The 16161-nt window shown below is 70.6% G+C and carries 16 protein-coding genes; 2 read left to right on the forward strand and 14 right to left on the reverse strand.

What is annotated here, in order from left to right:
- The first annotated feature begins 135 nt into the window (after positions 1–135).
- Both U2P90_RS17040 and paaI read left to right on the forward strand, forming a co-directional pair.
- Positions 136–1413, forward strand: coding sequence for a replication-associated recombination protein A (locus U2P90_RS17040; protein ID WP_322473063.1), 1278 nt, complete (start codon positions 136–138; stop codon positions 1411–1413).
- Positions 1410–1784: a hydroxyphenylacetyl-CoA thioesterase PaaI gene (paaI, locus tag U2P90_RS17045; protein WP_322473064.1), complete on the forward strand. Its 375-nt coding sequence runs from the start codon at positions 1410–1412 to the stop codon at positions 1782–1784. The genes U2P90_RS17040 and paaI overlap by 4 nt, the downstream gene beginning before the upstream one ends.
- An 11-nt stretch (positions 1785–1795) precedes the next feature.
- Here paaI and U2P90_RS17050 read toward each other — a convergent pair whose 3' ends face one another.
- From U2P90_RS17050 to U2P90_RS17115, 14 genes are all read right to left on the reverse strand, one after another.
- Positions 1796–2884: a sensor domain-containing diguanylate cyclase gene (locus tag U2P90_RS17050; RefSeq protein ID WP_322473065.1), complete on the reverse strand. Its 1089-nt coding sequence runs from the start codon at positions 2882–2884 to the stop codon at positions 1796–1798.
- Between the two features lie 63 nt (positions 2885–2947).
- Positions 2948–3940: a Gfo/Idh/MocA family protein gene (locus U2P90_RS17055; RefSeq protein ID WP_322473066.1), complete on the reverse strand. Its 993-nt coding sequence runs from the start codon at positions 3938–3940 to the stop codon at positions 2948–2950.
- Complete coding sequence (locus tag U2P90_RS17060; RefSeq protein ID WP_322473067.1) at positions 3937–4908, reverse strand: Gfo/Idh/MocA family protein; 972 nt, start codon at positions 4906–4908, stop codon at positions 3937–3939. The genes U2P90_RS17055 and U2P90_RS17060 overlap by 4 nt, the downstream gene beginning before the upstream one ends.
- A gap of 133 nt (positions 4909–5041) precedes the next feature.
- Complete coding sequence (locus tag U2P90_RS17065) at positions 5042–5923, reverse strand: carbohydrate ABC transporter permease (RefSeq protein WP_322473068.1); 882 nt, start codon at positions 5921–5923, stop codon at positions 5042–5044.
- Positions 5920–6852 (reverse strand): carbohydrate ABC transporter permease, encoded by a 933-nt coding sequence (locus U2P90_RS17070; protein WP_295821688.1) that lies wholly within the window; start codon positions 6850–6852, stop codon positions 5920–5922. The genes U2P90_RS17065 and U2P90_RS17070 overlap by 4 nt, the downstream gene beginning before the upstream one ends.
- Positions 6853–7055: 203 nt before the next feature.
- Positions 7056–8309, reverse strand: coding sequence for an ABC transporter substrate-binding protein (locus tag U2P90_RS17075; protein ID WP_322473069.1), 1254 nt, complete (start codon positions 8307–8309; stop codon positions 7056–7058).
- A gap of 164 nt (positions 8310–8473) precedes the next feature.
- Positions 8474–9175: a 7-cyano-7-deazaguanine synthase QueC gene (gene queC / locus U2P90_RS17080; RefSeq protein WP_322473070.1), complete on the reverse strand. Its 702-nt coding sequence runs from the start codon at positions 9173–9175 to the stop codon at positions 8474–8476.
- Positions 9176–9177: 2 nt separating this feature from the next.
- Entirely contained in the window at positions 9178–9876 is a 699-nt protein-coding gene (locus U2P90_RS17085; RefSeq protein WP_322473071.1) for a 7-carboxy-7-deazaguanine synthase QueE, read from the reverse strand.
- A gap of 4 nt (positions 9877–9880) precedes the next feature.
- Complete coding sequence (locus U2P90_RS17090) at positions 9881–10291, reverse strand: 6-pyruvoyl trahydropterin synthase family protein (RefSeq protein WP_322473072.1); 411 nt, start codon at positions 10289–10291, stop codon at positions 9881–9883.
- On the reverse strand, positions 10291–10737 hold the full coding sequence (gene queF, locus U2P90_RS17095; RefSeq protein WP_322474718.1) for a preQ(1) synthase: 447 nt from the start codon (positions 10735–10737) through the stop codon (positions 10291–10293). Before queF ends, U2P90_RS17090 begins: the two co-directional genes overlap by 1 nt.
- Before the next feature lie 237 nt (positions 10738–10974).
- Positions 10975–11286 carry a hypothetical protein gene (locus U2P90_RS17100; RefSeq protein ID WP_322473073.1) on the reverse strand — a complete coding sequence of 104 codons (312 nt, stop codon included), beginning with the start codon at positions 11284–11286 and terminating at the stop codon, positions 10975–10977.
- 102 nt (positions 11287–11388) lie between these two features.
- The gene (locus tag U2P90_RS17105) at positions 11389–13206 is read right to left on the reverse strand and encodes a glycoside hydrolase family 2 protein (RefSeq protein WP_322473074.1); all 1818 of its coding nucleotides are present in this window, start codon (positions 13204–13206) and stop codon (positions 11389–11391) included.
- Between the two features lie 19 nt (positions 13207–13225).
- Positions 13226–15130, reverse strand: coding sequence for a glycoside hydrolase family 127 protein (locus U2P90_RS17110; protein WP_322473075.1), 1905 nt, complete (start codon positions 15128–15130; stop codon positions 13226–13228).
- Positions 15127–16161: a zinc-dependent alcohol dehydrogenase gene (locus U2P90_RS17115; protein ID WP_322473076.1), complete on the reverse strand. Its 1035-nt coding sequence runs from the start codon at positions 16159–16161 to the stop codon at positions 15127–15129. Before U2P90_RS17115 ends, U2P90_RS17110 begins: the two co-directional genes overlap by 4 nt.

The following is a 16161-nucleotide window of genomic DNA, read 5'->3' on the forward strand; positions in this document are numbered from 1 at the left end:
CGGGCATTGTGCCGCGCCCGGCGTCCGGACGGTACATGGAGCGGTGCCGGATGACTGCTGGCGCCGGGCGCTCCATGAGCGCACAACCTGAGCGTCCATCCCATCTGCCCCCGCCCACCCCCGTATCCTGCCCGCGTGACCCTGTTCGACCCCCCCGCGCCCCTGGCCGAACGCCTGCGCCCCCGCACCGTGGCGGAGGTCGTGGGGCAGTCGCACCTGCTGGGGCCGGGCCGCCCGCTGACGCGCGTGCTGCAGTCGGGGCGGCTGGGCAGCCTGATCCTGTGGGGGCCGCCCGGCGTGGGCAAGACGACCCTGGCGCGGCTGCTGGCCGGCGAGGTCGGGGCCCACTTCATCCCGCTGTCGGCGGTCAGCGCGGGGGTCAAGGACGTGCGCGAGGCGACCGCCGAGGCCGAACGCCTGCGCGCACGGGGCCAGAAGACCATCCTGTTCCTCGACGAGATCCACCGTTTCAACAAGGCCCAGCAGGACGCGCTGCTGCCGCACGTCGAGAGCGGGCTGCTGACCCTGATCGGCGCGACCACCGAGAACCCCAGCTTCGAGGTGAACCCGGCGCTGCGGTCCCGTGCCCGCACCCTGGTGTTGCAGGCGCTGACCCACAAGGAGGTGCGCGCCCTCCTGAACCGCGCCCTGAGTGACGAGCGCGGCCTGCCGGGCGTGACCGCGCAGGAGGACGCCCTGGAACTCCTGGCCCGGCTGGCCGAGGGGGACGCCCGCCGCGCCCTGAGCACGCTGGAGGTCGCCAGCACCCTGGCGAATCCGGTGACGCCGGAGGCGATCACCGAGGCCTTCGGCAAGCACCTGCCGCAGATGGACAAGAACGGCGAGGACTTCTACAACCTGATCAGCGCCCTGCACAAGAGCGTGCGCGGCAGCCACGTGGACGGCGCGCTGTACTGGCTGGCCCGCATGGTCGAGGGCGGGGCCGATCCCCTGTACGTGGCCCGGCGGGTGGTGCGCATGGCCGCCGAGGACATCGGCCTGGCCGACCCGCAGGCACTGCGCCTGTGTATCGCCGCCCGCGACACCGTGGAATTCCTGGGCAGCCCGGAAGGTGATCTGGCGCTGGCCCAGGCGGTCGTGTATCTGGCGCTGGCCCCCAAGAGCAACTCCGTGTACGTGGCGTGGAAGCACGCCCTGGACGCCGTGCGCGAGGGTGAGACGCTGCCCGTGCCGCTGCACCTGCGCAACGCCCCGACCCAGCTCATGCGGCAGCAGGGCTACGGCACCGGCTACGCCTACTACTTCGACGACCCGGACGGCTCGTTTGCCCAGGACTACCTGCCGGACGGCATCCAGTTGGATCTGTACGCCCCCACCGGCGAGGGCTGGGAAGCGCGGGTCGCCGAGCGCTGGCGCAAGCTCAGGGACGCGCACGGTGAGGGAGACGGATGACCTACGCCGCCGCCCTGGGCATGACCGTGCTGGAGGCCACGCCAGAGCGCACCCGTGTGGCCGTGACCGTGGGCAGTACGGGACTGAACATGCACGGCACCGCGCACGGCGGCCTGATCTTCAGCGTGGCCGACGAGGCGTTTGCGATCATCTCGAACCAGCACGCGCAGGCGGTCGCCGTGGAGACCCACCTGAGCTTCTTCCGCGCCGTCCGCGAGGGCGATCTGCTCGTGGCCGTCGCCACCCCGGAGCGCGTGGGCCGCACCCTGGCGACCTACCGTGTGGAGGTACGGCGCGGCGCGGAGGGCGAGGTCGTGGCGCTGTTCCTGGGGACGGTGTCGCGGCGGGAGACGGTGCACCCGGCAGGATAGCGGCGTCCGGCTCAGTGCAGGTAGGGCGGCAGCGGGCCGCAGTCGACGCGGCACACCCGGTTGCGGCCCCGTTCCTTGGCGTGCCCCAGGGCCGTATCGACCAGCACGAAGTTCTCGCGCAGACTCAGGTTCGGCTGCCACTCGCCCACCCCGAGGCTCACGGTGATCCCCACGCCCGCGCACGGCTGCTCCTCGATCCGGCGGCGAACCGTCTCCGCGATCTCGGCGGCCTGAATGGCCGGGGTGTCCGGCAGCAGGACAGCGAACTCCTCGCCGCCCCAGCGGTACGCGCGCCCGTGGTGCTGCACGATGGCCACCAGGCGGGGGGCAAGGGCCGCCAGCACCTGGTCACCGATGTCGTGGCCGTGGGTGTCGTTGATGACCTTGAAGTGGTCGATGTCCAGCACGATCAGGCTGTGCCGCCGGGTGGGATCAAGGTGCTCTCCGTCTTGCTCGAAGGCGCGGCGGTTCGGCAGGCCGGTCAGGGAATCGTGGCGGGCCGTGTGTTCGGCAGCGGTACGCTGCTCGCGTTCCAGATCGACCTGCCGGGCAACGCGCTGGAAGTCCGACAGATGCACGAGCAGCAACCCCCCCAGGAGCAGGACGGTCAGCGGATCGATGTCCCGGTGGCCATGGGCATACGCTCCGGCGACCGCTGCGACCGTGAGCAGCAGATAAGCCGCGCTCAGGCCGTGGCGTCGGACGGGGTGGTCGCGGTACACCACGCTCCAGCGCATGAAATACCCCGGAAACAGCAGGGCCGAGAGCAGCGCCCCGCTGGTGAGTTCCGGGCGGGCGGAGTGCCAGTGGACTGCAGCGAGCAGGGCGACGGTGAGCAGCAGCACCACGTCGATCACCGGTTCCATCCGGCGGCTCGGAAGGGCACGCCCCCGGCTGACGATCAGGAACACGAGGCTGGCCAGGGGGCCGACAGCCGACAGCACCAGCAGGAGCCGTTCGGCGGGCACGTCGAGCCGCAGCGCGTTCCACAGGAACACGGGGGGCAGCACCAGCATGACGGCCAGATAGTTGATGCGCCGCAGTCTGTCCGACGTCACGATCCAGGCCCGGCTGGGGCTCGGATCAGGACGGACGGTCATACGGGAAGTGTAATCACGGTACCTGACTACGGAGTCACACCCGCCCGAGATGAGCAGATCGGGTCAGGGGCTGACCGGGTGCCCACGCCGACTGGCGTCGTAGGCAGCAAGCACGACCTCCAGCGAGCGCAGGCCGGCCTGACCATCGGCCAGGAGGAGTGCAGGGCGCCCGGCACAGACACGCAGGAAGTCGCGCAGCATGGCCGCATTCAGATCGTGCCCGTAGCCGGCCCAGTGCCGCCCGCGGGAACCGGTGACGGTCACGTGCTCTGCGAAGACGTCCAGCGAGCGCAGTCCGGCGGTGCCCGTCACGTCCACGGTCAGGTGACCCCAGCGGGGGTACGCCCGGGGTCGACTCCACGAACAGTCGATGGTGGCGACGGCCCCCGAGGCCAGCGTCAGCGTGACCAGTCCGGCGGCGTCCGTGGCCTCCCGTCCGGGCAGCAACCACGCCGGGACAGGCCGGAGCTGCGCGTAGACGGCCTTTACCCGGTCTCCCAGATGGTGCAGCAGATCCACGACATGGATGATGTGGTCCATCCCCGCGCCGCCGCCCGCCCGCAGCGGATCGCTGAACCACCCGCGTTCATGATCCGGCGCGACCGAGTGGTTCACACCACTGTAAGACAGGACGGTGCCGAGCTGTCCCGCGTGCACGGCGGCCCGGAGATCCTGCACGGCGGGCGAGTACCGGACGGGAAAGGCGGTGTGGAACGCCACCCCCGCCCGCGCACAGGCTTCCAGCATGGCGTGGGCATCCTCCAGCGTCGTGGCGATGGGCTTCTCGCACAGGACGTGGGCACCGGCCTGGGCCGCTGCCTCGACATAGGTGCGGTGGTGCGCGGTCTCGCTGCACACGATCACGCCCTGCGGTGCAGCGGCCAGGACGTCCGCGAGCGGGAGATGCCGGAGGCGGGTGTTCCGGGCGAATTCTGCGGCCAGCACCGGATCGTCCTCGGCAAACCCGACCACCTCCGCACCGACCTGTCCGGCCAGCCACGCCCCGTAGCCATCCGCATGGACGTGCGCCACGCCCAGCAGCGCCACGCGGATCATGCGTCCACCTGCTCGGGCTGCCCGGACGCCACGCTGCGGCCCACGGCCAGCGCCAGCGCCAGCGCGGCGCGGGCATCCGGAGGTTCGATCCGGAAGGGCTCGCCGGACTCCAGGCAGTCGTAGGCGTGCCACAGTTCGGCCGCATAGGGATCGTCCGCCCCCAGGTCGGGCAGCGCCGCTCCGTCCTGTGCCGGGGCCGGTGGCGCGGCCCCATGCGACCGCAGGGGCATTGGCGCGTCCGATGTCCACTCGATCACGCCCGTGGTGCCGGCGATGTCCAGGTGCGTGCGGAACACGCCAGGAGGGGCAGCCCACCCGCCCCCCACCAGCGTGATCGCCCCGGAGGTGTGTGACAGCGTGGCATGCACGGTCACGTGTCCGTGGCGTCTGGACTGCGCGGCGTAGACCGTCCCGACCTCGCCCGCGATCCAGCGGGCGTAGTCGAGGTCGTGGATGAGCAGATCCAGCGGCACGCCGCCGCTGTGGGCCTCGTCCAGCAGCCAGCTTCCGGCGGGGGGCGGCGGGGCCATGCGGCCCAGGCGCAGCACGCGGGGGTCACCCACAGCACCGGAGCGCACCTGTGCCCACGCCGCCGCGTACTGCGGGAAGAAGCGCAGCACGTGCGCGACGAACAGCCGCACGCCCGCATCCCGGCACGCGGCGATGATCCGGTCGGCGTCGTCCAGGGTGCGGGCCAGGGGTTTCTCGCAGATCACGTGCTTCCCGGCACGGGCCGCCTGCACGGCGTAGTCGGCATGCGTGGGGGTGGGGGTGCAGAGATCCACCACCTCCACCGCTGACCAGAGGTCGTCCAGGGTCGCGCAGGCCCGGATGCCGTAGCGGGCGGCGAGGTCGCGCGCAGGCTCATCCGGCGCGTACATGGCGCCCAGCACGCCGGGGCGCTGTGCCCAGGCCTGCGCGTGGACACGGCCCATGACGCCCGCACCGATCAGGCCCACCCGGTTCATACGCTCTCCCTCCCCTGCGTGGGCCAGCGGAACCTCGCCGCTACCCCCCTCCATTCCGGGAAAGCGTCTGCCTTTCCTTCGCGCTTTGCTCGGGCCGCCTCCTGAACGGCACCGGAGACGGCCGGAATCCGCCTCACTTCAGCGCCCCCCCGGTGATGCCGCTCACGAGCTGGCGCGAGAAGATCACGTACAGCAGCACGACCGGCACGATCGCCAGGGTCAGGGCGGCCAGCACGGCGTTGTAGTCGTTCACGAACTGCCCCAGGAAGGCGCTCGCCCCCAGCACGACGGTCTTGGTCTTCTCGCCGGGCGCGAGGATCAGCGGGAACCACAGGTCGTTCCAGATCGGGATCATGGAGATCGCCGTGACCGCGCCCAGCGCCGGGCGCACCAGCGGCAGGATCAGGCCGTAGATGCGGTACTCGCTGGCCCCGTCGATCCGGGCGGCCTCCTTGAGGTCGCGGGGCACCCCGCGCATGAACGAGGTCAGCACGAAGACCGCCAGTGGAATGCCCTGCGCGGTGTACACCAGGATCAGCGCCCACAGGGTATTGACGAGGTGCAGATCGACCATCAGGTTCAGGATGCCGACCGTGCCCAGGCGGATCGGCACCATGATCCCGATGCTGAGGTACAGGCCCGTCAGGGTGTTCAGGCGGAAGCGGTACTCGCTCAGGGCGAAGGCCGCCATGGAGCTGGTCAGCACGATCAGCAGCAGCGAGCCGACCGTGACCGTCAGGCTGTTCAGGAAGAACAGCGCGAAGTTCGCCGAGGTCGCCACCGTCTGGTAGCCCTCCAGCGTGAAGGTGGACGGCGTGGGCAGCGCGAAGGGGTGCGAGAAGATGCTCAGGCGATCCTTGAACGAGTTCATGATGATCAGCAGCGTGGGCAGCGTGGCCAGCAGGCTGAACAGGATCAGGCCCCCGTGCGCCAGGAGCTGCGTGCCCCGGCCCACCACGGGCTTCTCGGCCGCCGCCGGGCCGGTCGTGCCGGCCAGCACCTCGCGGGCGGTCACAGTTCCACCTCGGTCAGGCGGCGCTGGATGGTCACGAGATACAGCAGCAGGCCGGTCAGGATGATCAGCAGCATGACACCCGCCACGGCCGCGCCCATGTACTGGTCACCCGCCTGCAGCTGATAGCCGAAGAAGGTGCGGTAGAACAGCGTGCCCAGGATGTCCGAGGCGAAGTTCGGCCCGGCCAGCGCGCCCTGCACCGAGTAGATCAGGTCGAAGGCATTGAAGTTCCCCACGAAGGTCAGCACACTCACGATCCCCACGGTGGGCAGGATCAGCGGCAACTGGATCGAGCGGAAGATGCGCCACCCACCCGCGCCGTCCAGGCGGGCGGCCTCGTACAGTTCGTCGGGAATGCGCACCAGGGCGGCCAGGAACAGCAGCATGGGAATGCCGATGTTCTGCCACACCGAGATCAGGCCCAGCGTGATCAGCGCCGTGCCGGGCAGCCCCAGCCACGGCTGATCCAGCGCCTGTAATCCCAGCGGCTCCAGCAGGCCACGCTGCACGCCCCACGCCGGATTCAGGATCAGCTTCCACGCGAAGCCGATGATCACCACCGACAGCACCGTGGGCGTGAACAGCAGCGTGCGGTACACCGCCGCGCCGCGCAGCCGGAAGCTCAGGAGCACGGCCAGCAGCAGGCCCACCGGATTCTGCACCAGCATGTGCAGGACGAAGAACACCACGTTGTTCCGCACGGCGTTCCACAGCGGCTGCGCGTACAGCTCGGTGCCCAGCAGCTTCTGGTAGTTCGCCAGCCCCACGAACTGCTCGGGGCTGCCCACCACCTGACCCCGCAGCGACAGCCACAGCGACGACAGGATCGGATAGATCATCACGACCGTGTAGATCAGCACGGCCGGGGCCAGGAACACCACGATGTGCCACGGAAACGGCCGGCGGACGCGGCGGGCGGGATACGTCATTCAGGGCACCTCTGGAGTGGGAACATGGGAAGACACGGGAACATCACTCTGGACATCCGGCCCGGCACCCCGCTTCGCGCTCTGCGAGTCCCCCCTCTGCTGCACAGGACTCACAGCCTCGTGGACGACACGGTCACGATGCCGCCCGATATGGCTCAGGCCCGGCCCGGTAGACACCGGACGGGGCCTGACAGGTGCCGGGCTTACTTCCCTTTCTGCGGGGCGTACCAGCTCGCGAGGTTCTTCTGCACCATGTCGCCGGCGGCCTGCGGCGTCATCGCGCCGTTCAGGAGCTGGGCGGACACGTTCCACAGATCGTTCTCGTTGTTCGGGTTGGCGTTACGCGACAGGATCTGGTACGAGCTGCGGAAGCTCTTGCCGCACTGGGTGCGCCATGCCAGGAATTCCTGCGCGACCGGATCTTTCACGGTGTACTTCACGTTCGCCAGCGGGAAGAAGCCCGGCAGGGCGTTGGCATACAGCGTGGCAAACGAGTCCGACGCCACCCAGTTCAGGAAGGTCTGCGCGGCGGCCTGGTTCTTGCTGGCCGCGTTGATGCCCATGCCGATGTCGGGATGGTCGTCGATCACGCACTTCTTGCCGCCGATCGAGTACGGTGGGAACGCGCCCAGCTCCAGCTTGGGATTCATCTGCCGGAAGGTGCCGATGTCCCAGCTGCCCGCCGGGTAGACCACGCCCCGGCCCTGCGCGAACATGTTCTGCGCGTCGGGGTAGGCCAGTGCCTGATATCCGCGCGGCAGGAAGGGTTTCCAGCGTTCCAGCGCCTGGAAGGCGGCCAGGAAGCCGCCCTTGTTGTACTGCGCCGACCCGGAGAGCAGCCCCTTGCGCCCGGTCTCGCCGTTCCACACCGTCGGGCCGATGTTCTGGTAGCCCATGGTCGCGGCTTCCCACTGATCCTTGGTGCCCATGACCAGCGGCTCGTACTTGCCGCCCGCCTTGATCTTCGTCATGCCCGCCAGGAACTGCGCCTCGGTGGCGGGCTCGGTCAGGCCCAGCTCCTTGAAGGCGGCCTTGTTGTACAGGAAGCCGTGGATCACGGACGCCATGGGAATGCAGAAGGTGGTCTTGCCGTCGTCGGTCGACCACGCGGCCTTGGCGACCGCGTCGAAGTTCTTCAGGCCCGCCAGGCTGTTCAGGCTGGTCAGCTGTTTGGCCGTGTACAGTTCCAGGCTCTTGTCGAAGGGGCGACACGTGATCAGGTCGCCCGCCGTGCCCGCCTTGAGCTTGGCGTCCAGCACGGCGTTGTATTCGGCCGGTGCGCTGGGCGAGAACACCACGTGGATGTTCGGGTACTGCTTCTCGAAGGCCGGAATGATGGAGTCGCGCCAGACCTTCAGGTCGTCGTTGCGCCAGCTCTCGATGGTCAGCGTCGTCTTCTGGGCACCGACCGTGCCGGCGATGAGCAGCACCGAGAGCGGAATGAGCATCCGTGTCATGGGCGAACCTCCTGCAATGCGAAGAAAGTGCGGCGGGATGGGCGTTGTGCGGAATACGGCTCAGGTATATCCCCCCATCTGGGGAGTGTCAACCTCAGTTCACAATCTGCGGCACGGCACTGCCCCCGACACCGCGCGGCGTCGGGGGCAGTGGACGACCGGATTCAGCGACCGGCGAGTTGTGCCTGCGCGTACATGGTGGCGAGTTCCGGGTGCCCCGCGTCAATCAGCGCCTTATCGCGGATGCGGCACGAGTCGCACACCCCGCACGGCTCCGCGCCCCCCTGGTAGCAGCTCCACGTCAGCTCGATCGGCACCCCGAGTTCCAGCGCCGCGTTCACGATGTCCGTCTTGCTCATCTCCACCAGCGGCGCGGTCAGCTTCGCTCCACGTCCTTCCAGCCCCGCCTTCGTCGCCAGATCCGCCAGCGTCTGGAACGCCGCCAGGTACTCCGGGCGGCAGTCCGGGTAGCCGCTGTAGTCCACCGCGTTGATCCCCAGGTAGATGCGCTCGGCGTCGATGGCTTCCGCGAGGCTCAGGCCCACCGCGATGAATACGGTATTGCGGCCGGGCACGTACGTGGGCGGGATGATGCCGTCCGCGGTGCCGTCCGTGGGCACGGTGATCGACTCGTCGGTCAGGGCGCTGCCGCCGAACGATCCGATGTTGATGTCGATGACGCGGTGATCGGCACCGAAGTGGGCTGCAATCTTCGCTGCCCGCTCCAGTTCCACGGTGTGCCGTTGCCCGTACCGGAAGGACAGCGCCGTGCACGTGTAGCCGTCCTTGATCGCCATCGCCAGGACGGTGCTGGAATCCAGCCCACCCGAGAGCAGCACCACGGCGCGTTTCTGTGTGTTCGTCATGGTCAGTACCCCAGTTCTGCGTTCCCGCCCAGGGGAACGAGGCGCTTGTCGCTGTGTGCGTCGAGGTCGTCGGCCCGGTAGAGCTTGTGCATCTGGTACCCGGCGCGCAGGCGCGGGTTCGCCTTGACCGCCTCCGTGATGGCGTTCAGCACGGCCGTGTCGCGGTCTCGGGCCTTGCTCCACTCCGGGTGCAGCCAGATCACCGCGTCGTCCCGCAGACCGGTCAGGGTGTCCAGCCCCGCCTGGATGTCCGCGACGTCGTGCACGATGATCTTCACCTCGTCCGCACGGGCGACCACGGACGCCTCCGGCCACTGCCCGAACGGCTTGGGCGACAGCGTCACCCAGTCGATGTCGCCACGCAGCGGCGCGATCCCGCTCGTCTCGATGTGCACCCGCCGCCCGATGGCGTGCAGGGCGTCCACCAGCGGCGCGAGATCGAACAGGATCGGCTCCCCACCCGTGACGACCACGAAGGCCCCCTCTGGGCTCTCGGCCTGCACGACGTCCGCGAGTTCGCGGGCGGACATCAGCTTGACGCTGTCCGGGCGGTAGTCCCGGTGCCACGTGCCGGCGCTGTCGCACCACGGGCAGGCCTGCGGGCAGCCGTACAGGCGGATGAAGTACGCCGCGCGCCCCAGGTGCACCCCCTCGCCCTGCCACGTGTAGAAGCGCTCGTGCACCGGGTACTTGAGGCTCACAGGCTCATTCCCAGTACTCGCAGCTGCTGTCCGGCGTCTCCCACAGGGTCACGCGGAGTTTCAGGTCTCCCCCGTCGTCCCCGTCCGGCAGGTCGGCGCGGACGCGTTCCATCGTCTTGCGGTGGAGGTACGCGGCGATCACTTCAGCGGTCGTGTCGTCCCCGAGTTCCGGGAGGTCGTTCAGGAAGGCGTGGTCGAGGCCGCCCTGCTCGATGTCCTTCTTGGCCCACTTGAGGGTGCGGAAGTCCGCGACCATGATGTTGCGCTTCACGTGCGCGCTGGGGCGGAGTTTCTCGGAGCTCAGTTCCATGCGGACGCGGTAGGTGTGGCCGTGCAGGCGACCGCAGGGGCCGTCGTAGCCCGTGATCACGTGCGCCGAGTCGAACGTGAACTCGGTGCGGAGCGTCCAGGGCATCAGCGGGCGGGGGCGTGATCCGGCGCGGCGTACCGCACCGTGCAGATGGTGTTCATGCCGCCGCGCATGCCGTAGTCGCAGCGGATCTCCATGCTCAGCGGGTCGAGGAGCTTCACGAGGTCGCCCAGCACGCGGCGGGTGGCGTGCTCGTGGAAGATACCCACGAAGCGGTAGCTCGTGAGGTAGTACTTCAGGCTCTTGAGTTCCACGCACGCGTGCCGGGGCAGGTACCGGATCTCCAGCCGTCCGAAGTCCGGCAGGCCGCTCCACGGGCAGATGGGGCTGAACTCGTCGGTGACGATCTCGATCTGCATGGGCTCGCCGGGGTACGCGACGGGGTCGTCCTCGCGCACGTGCGGGAAGGTGCCGAGCACGGCCACGTCAATGTCGTCGAGGCCGCGCACGTCGTAGCGGCGGTCGAAGCCGGGGTTCTGCGGGGTGGCCATGCGCGTGCCCTGGGTGGGCGCAGGGGTGGGCTGGGCGGCCGGGGCCATCCCTTCGTTCGTGGTCGTCATGGTCGCTCTCCTGGCGCGCCGTCCGGTCTGGACGGGCGGGACGACAGCACAGGTCGTCCGGGTGGGGAGTGCTCCCGCCGCCGCGGGGCGGCCGGAACCTGCGGCCATTATCGCGGCGGGCCGGGCCGCACGCAAAGGGGGCGCTCACCTTGCGCGGCGCGGGCCCGGTCAGCTCGGGGGGCCGGGGGGCGTGCCGGGCCCGGCCAGGGCCGCGCGGTACAGCTGCCGCGCCTGCAGGCGCGCCGTGTCGGGGTCGTCGGCGTCGAGGGCGAGCGCGCGGTAGAGGCTGCGCAGGGCGGCCGCGACCGTGGCGGGCGGCACGTGCAGGTGCGCGGCGATGTCCGTGTCGGGGTGCCCGGCGGCGTGCAGGGCCCACACGAGCCGGTGGCGGCCTCCCACGCGGCCGGTCAGGGGGATGCGGTCGGTCAGCCACGTGCAGGGGGCGGGCGCGGCGGGGCGTGGGGATGGAGCGTGGGTCATGGGGCCTCCGGAGCCGGGCGGGTCTCGCCCCGGAGTGTGCCGCCCGCCCCGTGATCGGGCCATGACCGGCCGCGGCGACCGCGCCCGCGGGGCGCGCGGCCGTCAGGCGGGCGTGGGCTCGCGCCCCGTGCGCGCCAGCCAGCGGCGGTGGTAGCCGAGCGGGTTGTCCTTCTCCACCGTCCGGCCCCGGGTGGCGGCCGCCAGGGCGGTCACGTCGGCTTTCGGGGTGCGGGCCAGGGTGGTCAGGCCGTTGATCTCCTGGTACGTGTCGGTGAGCTGCGTGTAGCAGAAGCCCGCGAGCATGCGGCAGTCGTGGATGGTCGCCATCAGCGTCTCGTAACGCGCCAGGAACCCCGCCTCGTCGCCGGCCTCGCTGTAGCCCCAGCCGGCCGTGCCGTCCGCGTTGAAGGCGATCCCACCGAACTCGCTCAGGATCACGGGTTTGCCGTGCGGGTCGTAGCCGGGCAGCGTCAGGCGGCGGCCCGCCGAGCGGTAGTCCTCCAGGGTCGTGCCCAGCGCGCCCCGGTGCCCGTAGCGTTCGCGGAGCACGTCCGTGTCGGCGGCGTAGTCGTGGATGGTCAGCAGGTCGCCCGCCACGTGCTCCCAGCCGTCGTTCCCGATGGCGGGCCGCGTGGGGTCGAGGCTGCGCGTCAGCGAGTACAGGCCCTGCACCAGCGCCTGCTGCTCGGGTTTCAGGGGCAGGTCGGGCACACCCCACGACTCGTTGAACGGCACCCACGCCACGATGCACGGGTGCGACACGTCGCGCTCCATGACCTCCAGCCACGTCTGCGTGAGCTGCGCGACGCTGCGCGGGGTGAAGGCGTACGCGCTGGGCAGCTCCTCCCATACGAGCAGGCCCACGCGGTCGCACCACTCCAGCCACGCCGGGCTCTCGATCTTCTGGTGCTTGCGCACACCGTTGAAGCCGAGTTTGCGCGCGAGCTCCACGTCGGCGCGCAGCTCGTCGCCGGTCGCCGTCATCCCGCCGTCCGGCCAGTAGCCCTGGTCGAGGGCGAGGCGCAGCGGGTACGGTCGGCCGTTCAGCAGGAAGTGTCCGCCGTCCAGGCCCACCGAGCGCAGCGCCGTGTAACTCTGCACGCTGTCCTGCACGCTCCCCGCCGCGTCCGTGACGGTCAGCGCCGCGTCGATCAGCTGCGGGTGCTCGGGCGACCACAGCAGCCGGTCGCGGGCGTTGTCGATGCCGGGATCGGGCAGGGCGACGGTGCGGGTGAGGGTCGTGGCGGTCAGCGTGTACGACTCGTCCGCGAGGGTGTCGCCGTCCACGCTCAGGGCCAGCGCGAGGCGGCCCCCCACCGCCTCCGGCGTGACGGTGGCCGTGAGGGTCAGCGACAGGTTCGCCACGTCCGGCGTCCAGCGCACGTTCAGCAGCCGCGCGGCGGGCACCCGCTCGAGCCACACGGTCTGCCAGATGCCGCTCGTGCGCGGGTACCAGATGGCGTGCCCGGTGCCCTCCGGGTACCAGTCCTGCTTGCCGCGCGGCTGGCCCATGGCGGCGTGGTCGTCGGCAGCGCGGACGTCCACGCGCACGTCCGGCCCCTCCAGCGCGTCCGTGATGTCCAGCGTGAAGGGCGTGTACCCCCCGTGGTGCCCGCCGACAAAGGAGCCGTTCACCCACACCCGCGCCTCCCAGTCGACCGCGCCGAAGTGCAGCAGCACGCGCTCCCCTTCACCGGGCACCTCGTCGTCCGTCAGGGTGAACGCGCGGCGGTACCACGTGACCGGATGCGGCATGGGATCACCGATGCCGCTGCGGGGCGATTCCGGCGCGTACGGCACGGTGATCTGCCGGTCGAAGGTCACGGCGGCGGGCGTGCGGACGTCCGTGAACGCGCACGCCCACGCGCCGTTCAGGTCGCGCCATGCGGCGCGTTTCAGCTGGGGTCGGGGGTAGGTCATCGGGGCTCCTTGGGATGAATCAGCGGACGGTCTCGCGCAGCCACACGCGCATGGGCGTCGGCTCGCGGTTGTCCCACACGGCGTACGGAATGGCAGTCAGGCGGGTGGGGTGGGTGGATGGAGGTGCCGCGGAGTACAGGTCGTCGCCTCCCACCGTGTCGGCCACGGCGTCGCCCTCGATGATGGTCACGCCGCCCAGCAGTTCCGGGTCGAAGCGCGCGCTCAGGGCCAAGCCCCGCGGGAGGCTCAGGGCGTGCAGGTCGGCGTCCTGATCCAGCCCCTCGGCGCAGTACACGAGCGGGCCGTACTCCAGCGCGACCAGCCCGGCGTCCTGCCGCACGGCGGGGTGCGCGTACGTGCGGCGCGGCACCAGGGGCAGGGTGAGGTCGAGGCGGTCGCCGCTGCGCCACTCGCGCGTGACCACCGCGTAGCCCTGCTGCGGGGTCGCGTCCACGGCCTCGCCGTTCACGGTCAGGGTGGCGCCCTGTGCCCATGAGGGAATCCGCAGGCGCACGGTGAAGGTCGCGGGGGCGTCCAGTTCCACGCTCAGGTGGATGTCGCCGCGCCACGGGTACGCGCCCTCCTGCGTCAGCGTGAGGCGGTGCCCGGCCACGTCCGTTCTCAGGGTGCTGCTGGCGTACAGGTTCACGGTGACCTCGCGGGCACTGACGGCGTACACGTACTCGCCCAGCGACGCGAGGATCCGCGCGAGGTTCGGCGGGCAGCACGGGCACGCGTGCCACGCCCAGCGGCGGTGCGTGCCGTCGGACTCCAGCGGGTTCTCGTACAGGAAGGCGTCGCCGGACAGCGACACGCCGCTCAGGACGGTGTTGTACAGGGCGCGTTCCATGACGTCCGCGTACGCCCCGTCGCCCGTCAGGGCGGCCATGCGCCGCGCCCAGAACGCGAGGCCCACCGACGCGCACGTCTCCGCGTAGGCGGTGTCGTTGGGGAGGTCGTAGGGGCGCGTCATGCCCTCGTTGCTCGCGGACGGCCCCAGGCCCCCGGTCACGTACAGGCTGTGGCGGGTCAGGTCGGCCCAAAGGCGCTCGCACGCGGCGCGCAGGGCGGCGTCCCCGTCGGCGGCGGCGAGGTCGGCCATCGCGGCGTACAGGTACATGGCGCGCACGGCGTGGCCCACGACCTGCGTCTGCTCGCGCACCGGCACGTGCGCCTGCATGTACTCGTACGTGCCCGCCCAGAAGTCCCGCGGGTCGTCGCCGCGCGCGAGGGCCTCGGTCTCGAAGTAGTTGGGCAGGGCTCCGCGCTGGTTCAGGAAGTAACGGGCGAAGTCCAGGTGCTCGCGCCGCCCGGTCACGTGGTACAGGCGCAGCAGGGCGAGCTCGATCTCCTCGTGGCCGGGGTAGCCGGGGCGCTGGCCGGGGCCGGTGCCGTACACGCCCGCCAGGAAACGCGCGTAGCGTTCCACGACGTCCAGCAGCGACGTCTTCCCCGTCGCCTGGTGGTGCGTGACCGCCGCCTCGATCAGGTGCCCGGCGTTGTACAGCTCGTGCCAGTCGCGCTCGTTCGTCAGTTTCTTCCCGGGCTCGATGGCGGTGAAGTACGTGTTCAGGTACCCGTCCGGCTGCTGCGCCCCCGCGATCCGCTCGACGACATCGTCGATCTGCGCGTCCAGCGCCGCGTCCGGGTGCGTCACCAGGGACGCGCTGGCCGCCTCGATCCACTTGGCGACGTCGCTGTCCCACCACATCTGCGGCGTGACGTGGTGGGTCTTCGGAATCGTGATGCCTTTCTTCGCGTACTCGGGCAGGTCGTACGCGTCGAGCGCCCCGACCTCCTGCAGCTTCGCGTACAGGGCGGGCAGCGTGTGGGCGCGGTTCGCCTCCAGACGCGGCGACCAGAACGCGTCGTGGAGCCGCACCTGCGTCAGGGCGGGCGGCCGGGCCGGCTCGGTGGCCGTCACGGTTCGAGCACCACCTTGATGGCGTCGTCCCGGTAGGCGGCGAGCATCTCGAACGCGGGCCGCACCTGGGACAGCGGGAGGGTGTGCGTGACGATGGCGGTCACGTCGATGCGCCCGGAGCGCACGTACTCAATGGCGCGCGGGTAGATGTGCCCCATGCGCCGCGACAGCTTGATGGTCAGCCCCTTGCGCCGCACGAGCGAGCCCGTCAGCGTGAACTCGTCCCCGTCGGGAATGCCGACCAGGATGACCTTCCCGCCGATCCGCGCGGCCTCGGTGGCGTGGCGCGGCCCCAGGGGACTGGTGGTGGCCTCCACGACCACGTCCGCCCCGCGCGTGGGCGTGTCCTGCACCGCCGCGAGGTAGCTGGGCACGTCCGGGTACGCGGCGGTCGCGCCGAGGGACAGCGCCTTCTCGCGCCGGTACGCGAGCGGGTCGATCACGCTGAGGGTCAGCGCCCCGCTGATCCGCGCGAGCATCAGCACGTACAGACCGATGGTGCCCGCGCCCAGGATGGCGAGGTGCGTGCCGGGCCGGAGCTTCGCGAGGTCGAGGGCGTGCATGGCGACGCCCAGCGGTTCCAGCAGGGCGGCCTGCGCGGCCGTGAAGCCGTCGGGCACCGGGTACACGCTGCTGGCGGGCACGGCGATGTACTGCGCCATCGCACCCGCGTACGGGGGCGCACCCACGAAGACCATGTTCGGGCAGAGATGGTGGTTGCCCTCATGGCACCAGAAGCAGTGCCCGCACGGCTGCGCCGGATCGACGGCGACCAGCGTGCCGTCCGGCAGGCCGTGCGCCGCGCCGCTGCCCTCGACCACCGTGCCCGCGAACTCGTGGCCGGGCGTGAAGGCCCCCGCCACGACCGCCGATCCGATCTTCCCCTCGTGCCAGTAGTGCAGGTCGCTGCCGCAGATGGAATTCGCGCCCACGCGGATCAGCACGTCGCCGGGGCCGGGCACGGGCTTGAGGATCTCCCCGACTTCGATGTGGTGGTCGCCCTGCATGATCGCGGCGGTCTGCATGGACAT

It is taken from the genome of Deinococcus sp. AB2017081 (assembly GCF_034440735.1).
Classification (GTDB): domain Bacteria; phylum Deinococcota; class Deinococci; order Deinococcales; family Deinococcaceae; genus Deinococcus; species Deinococcus rufus.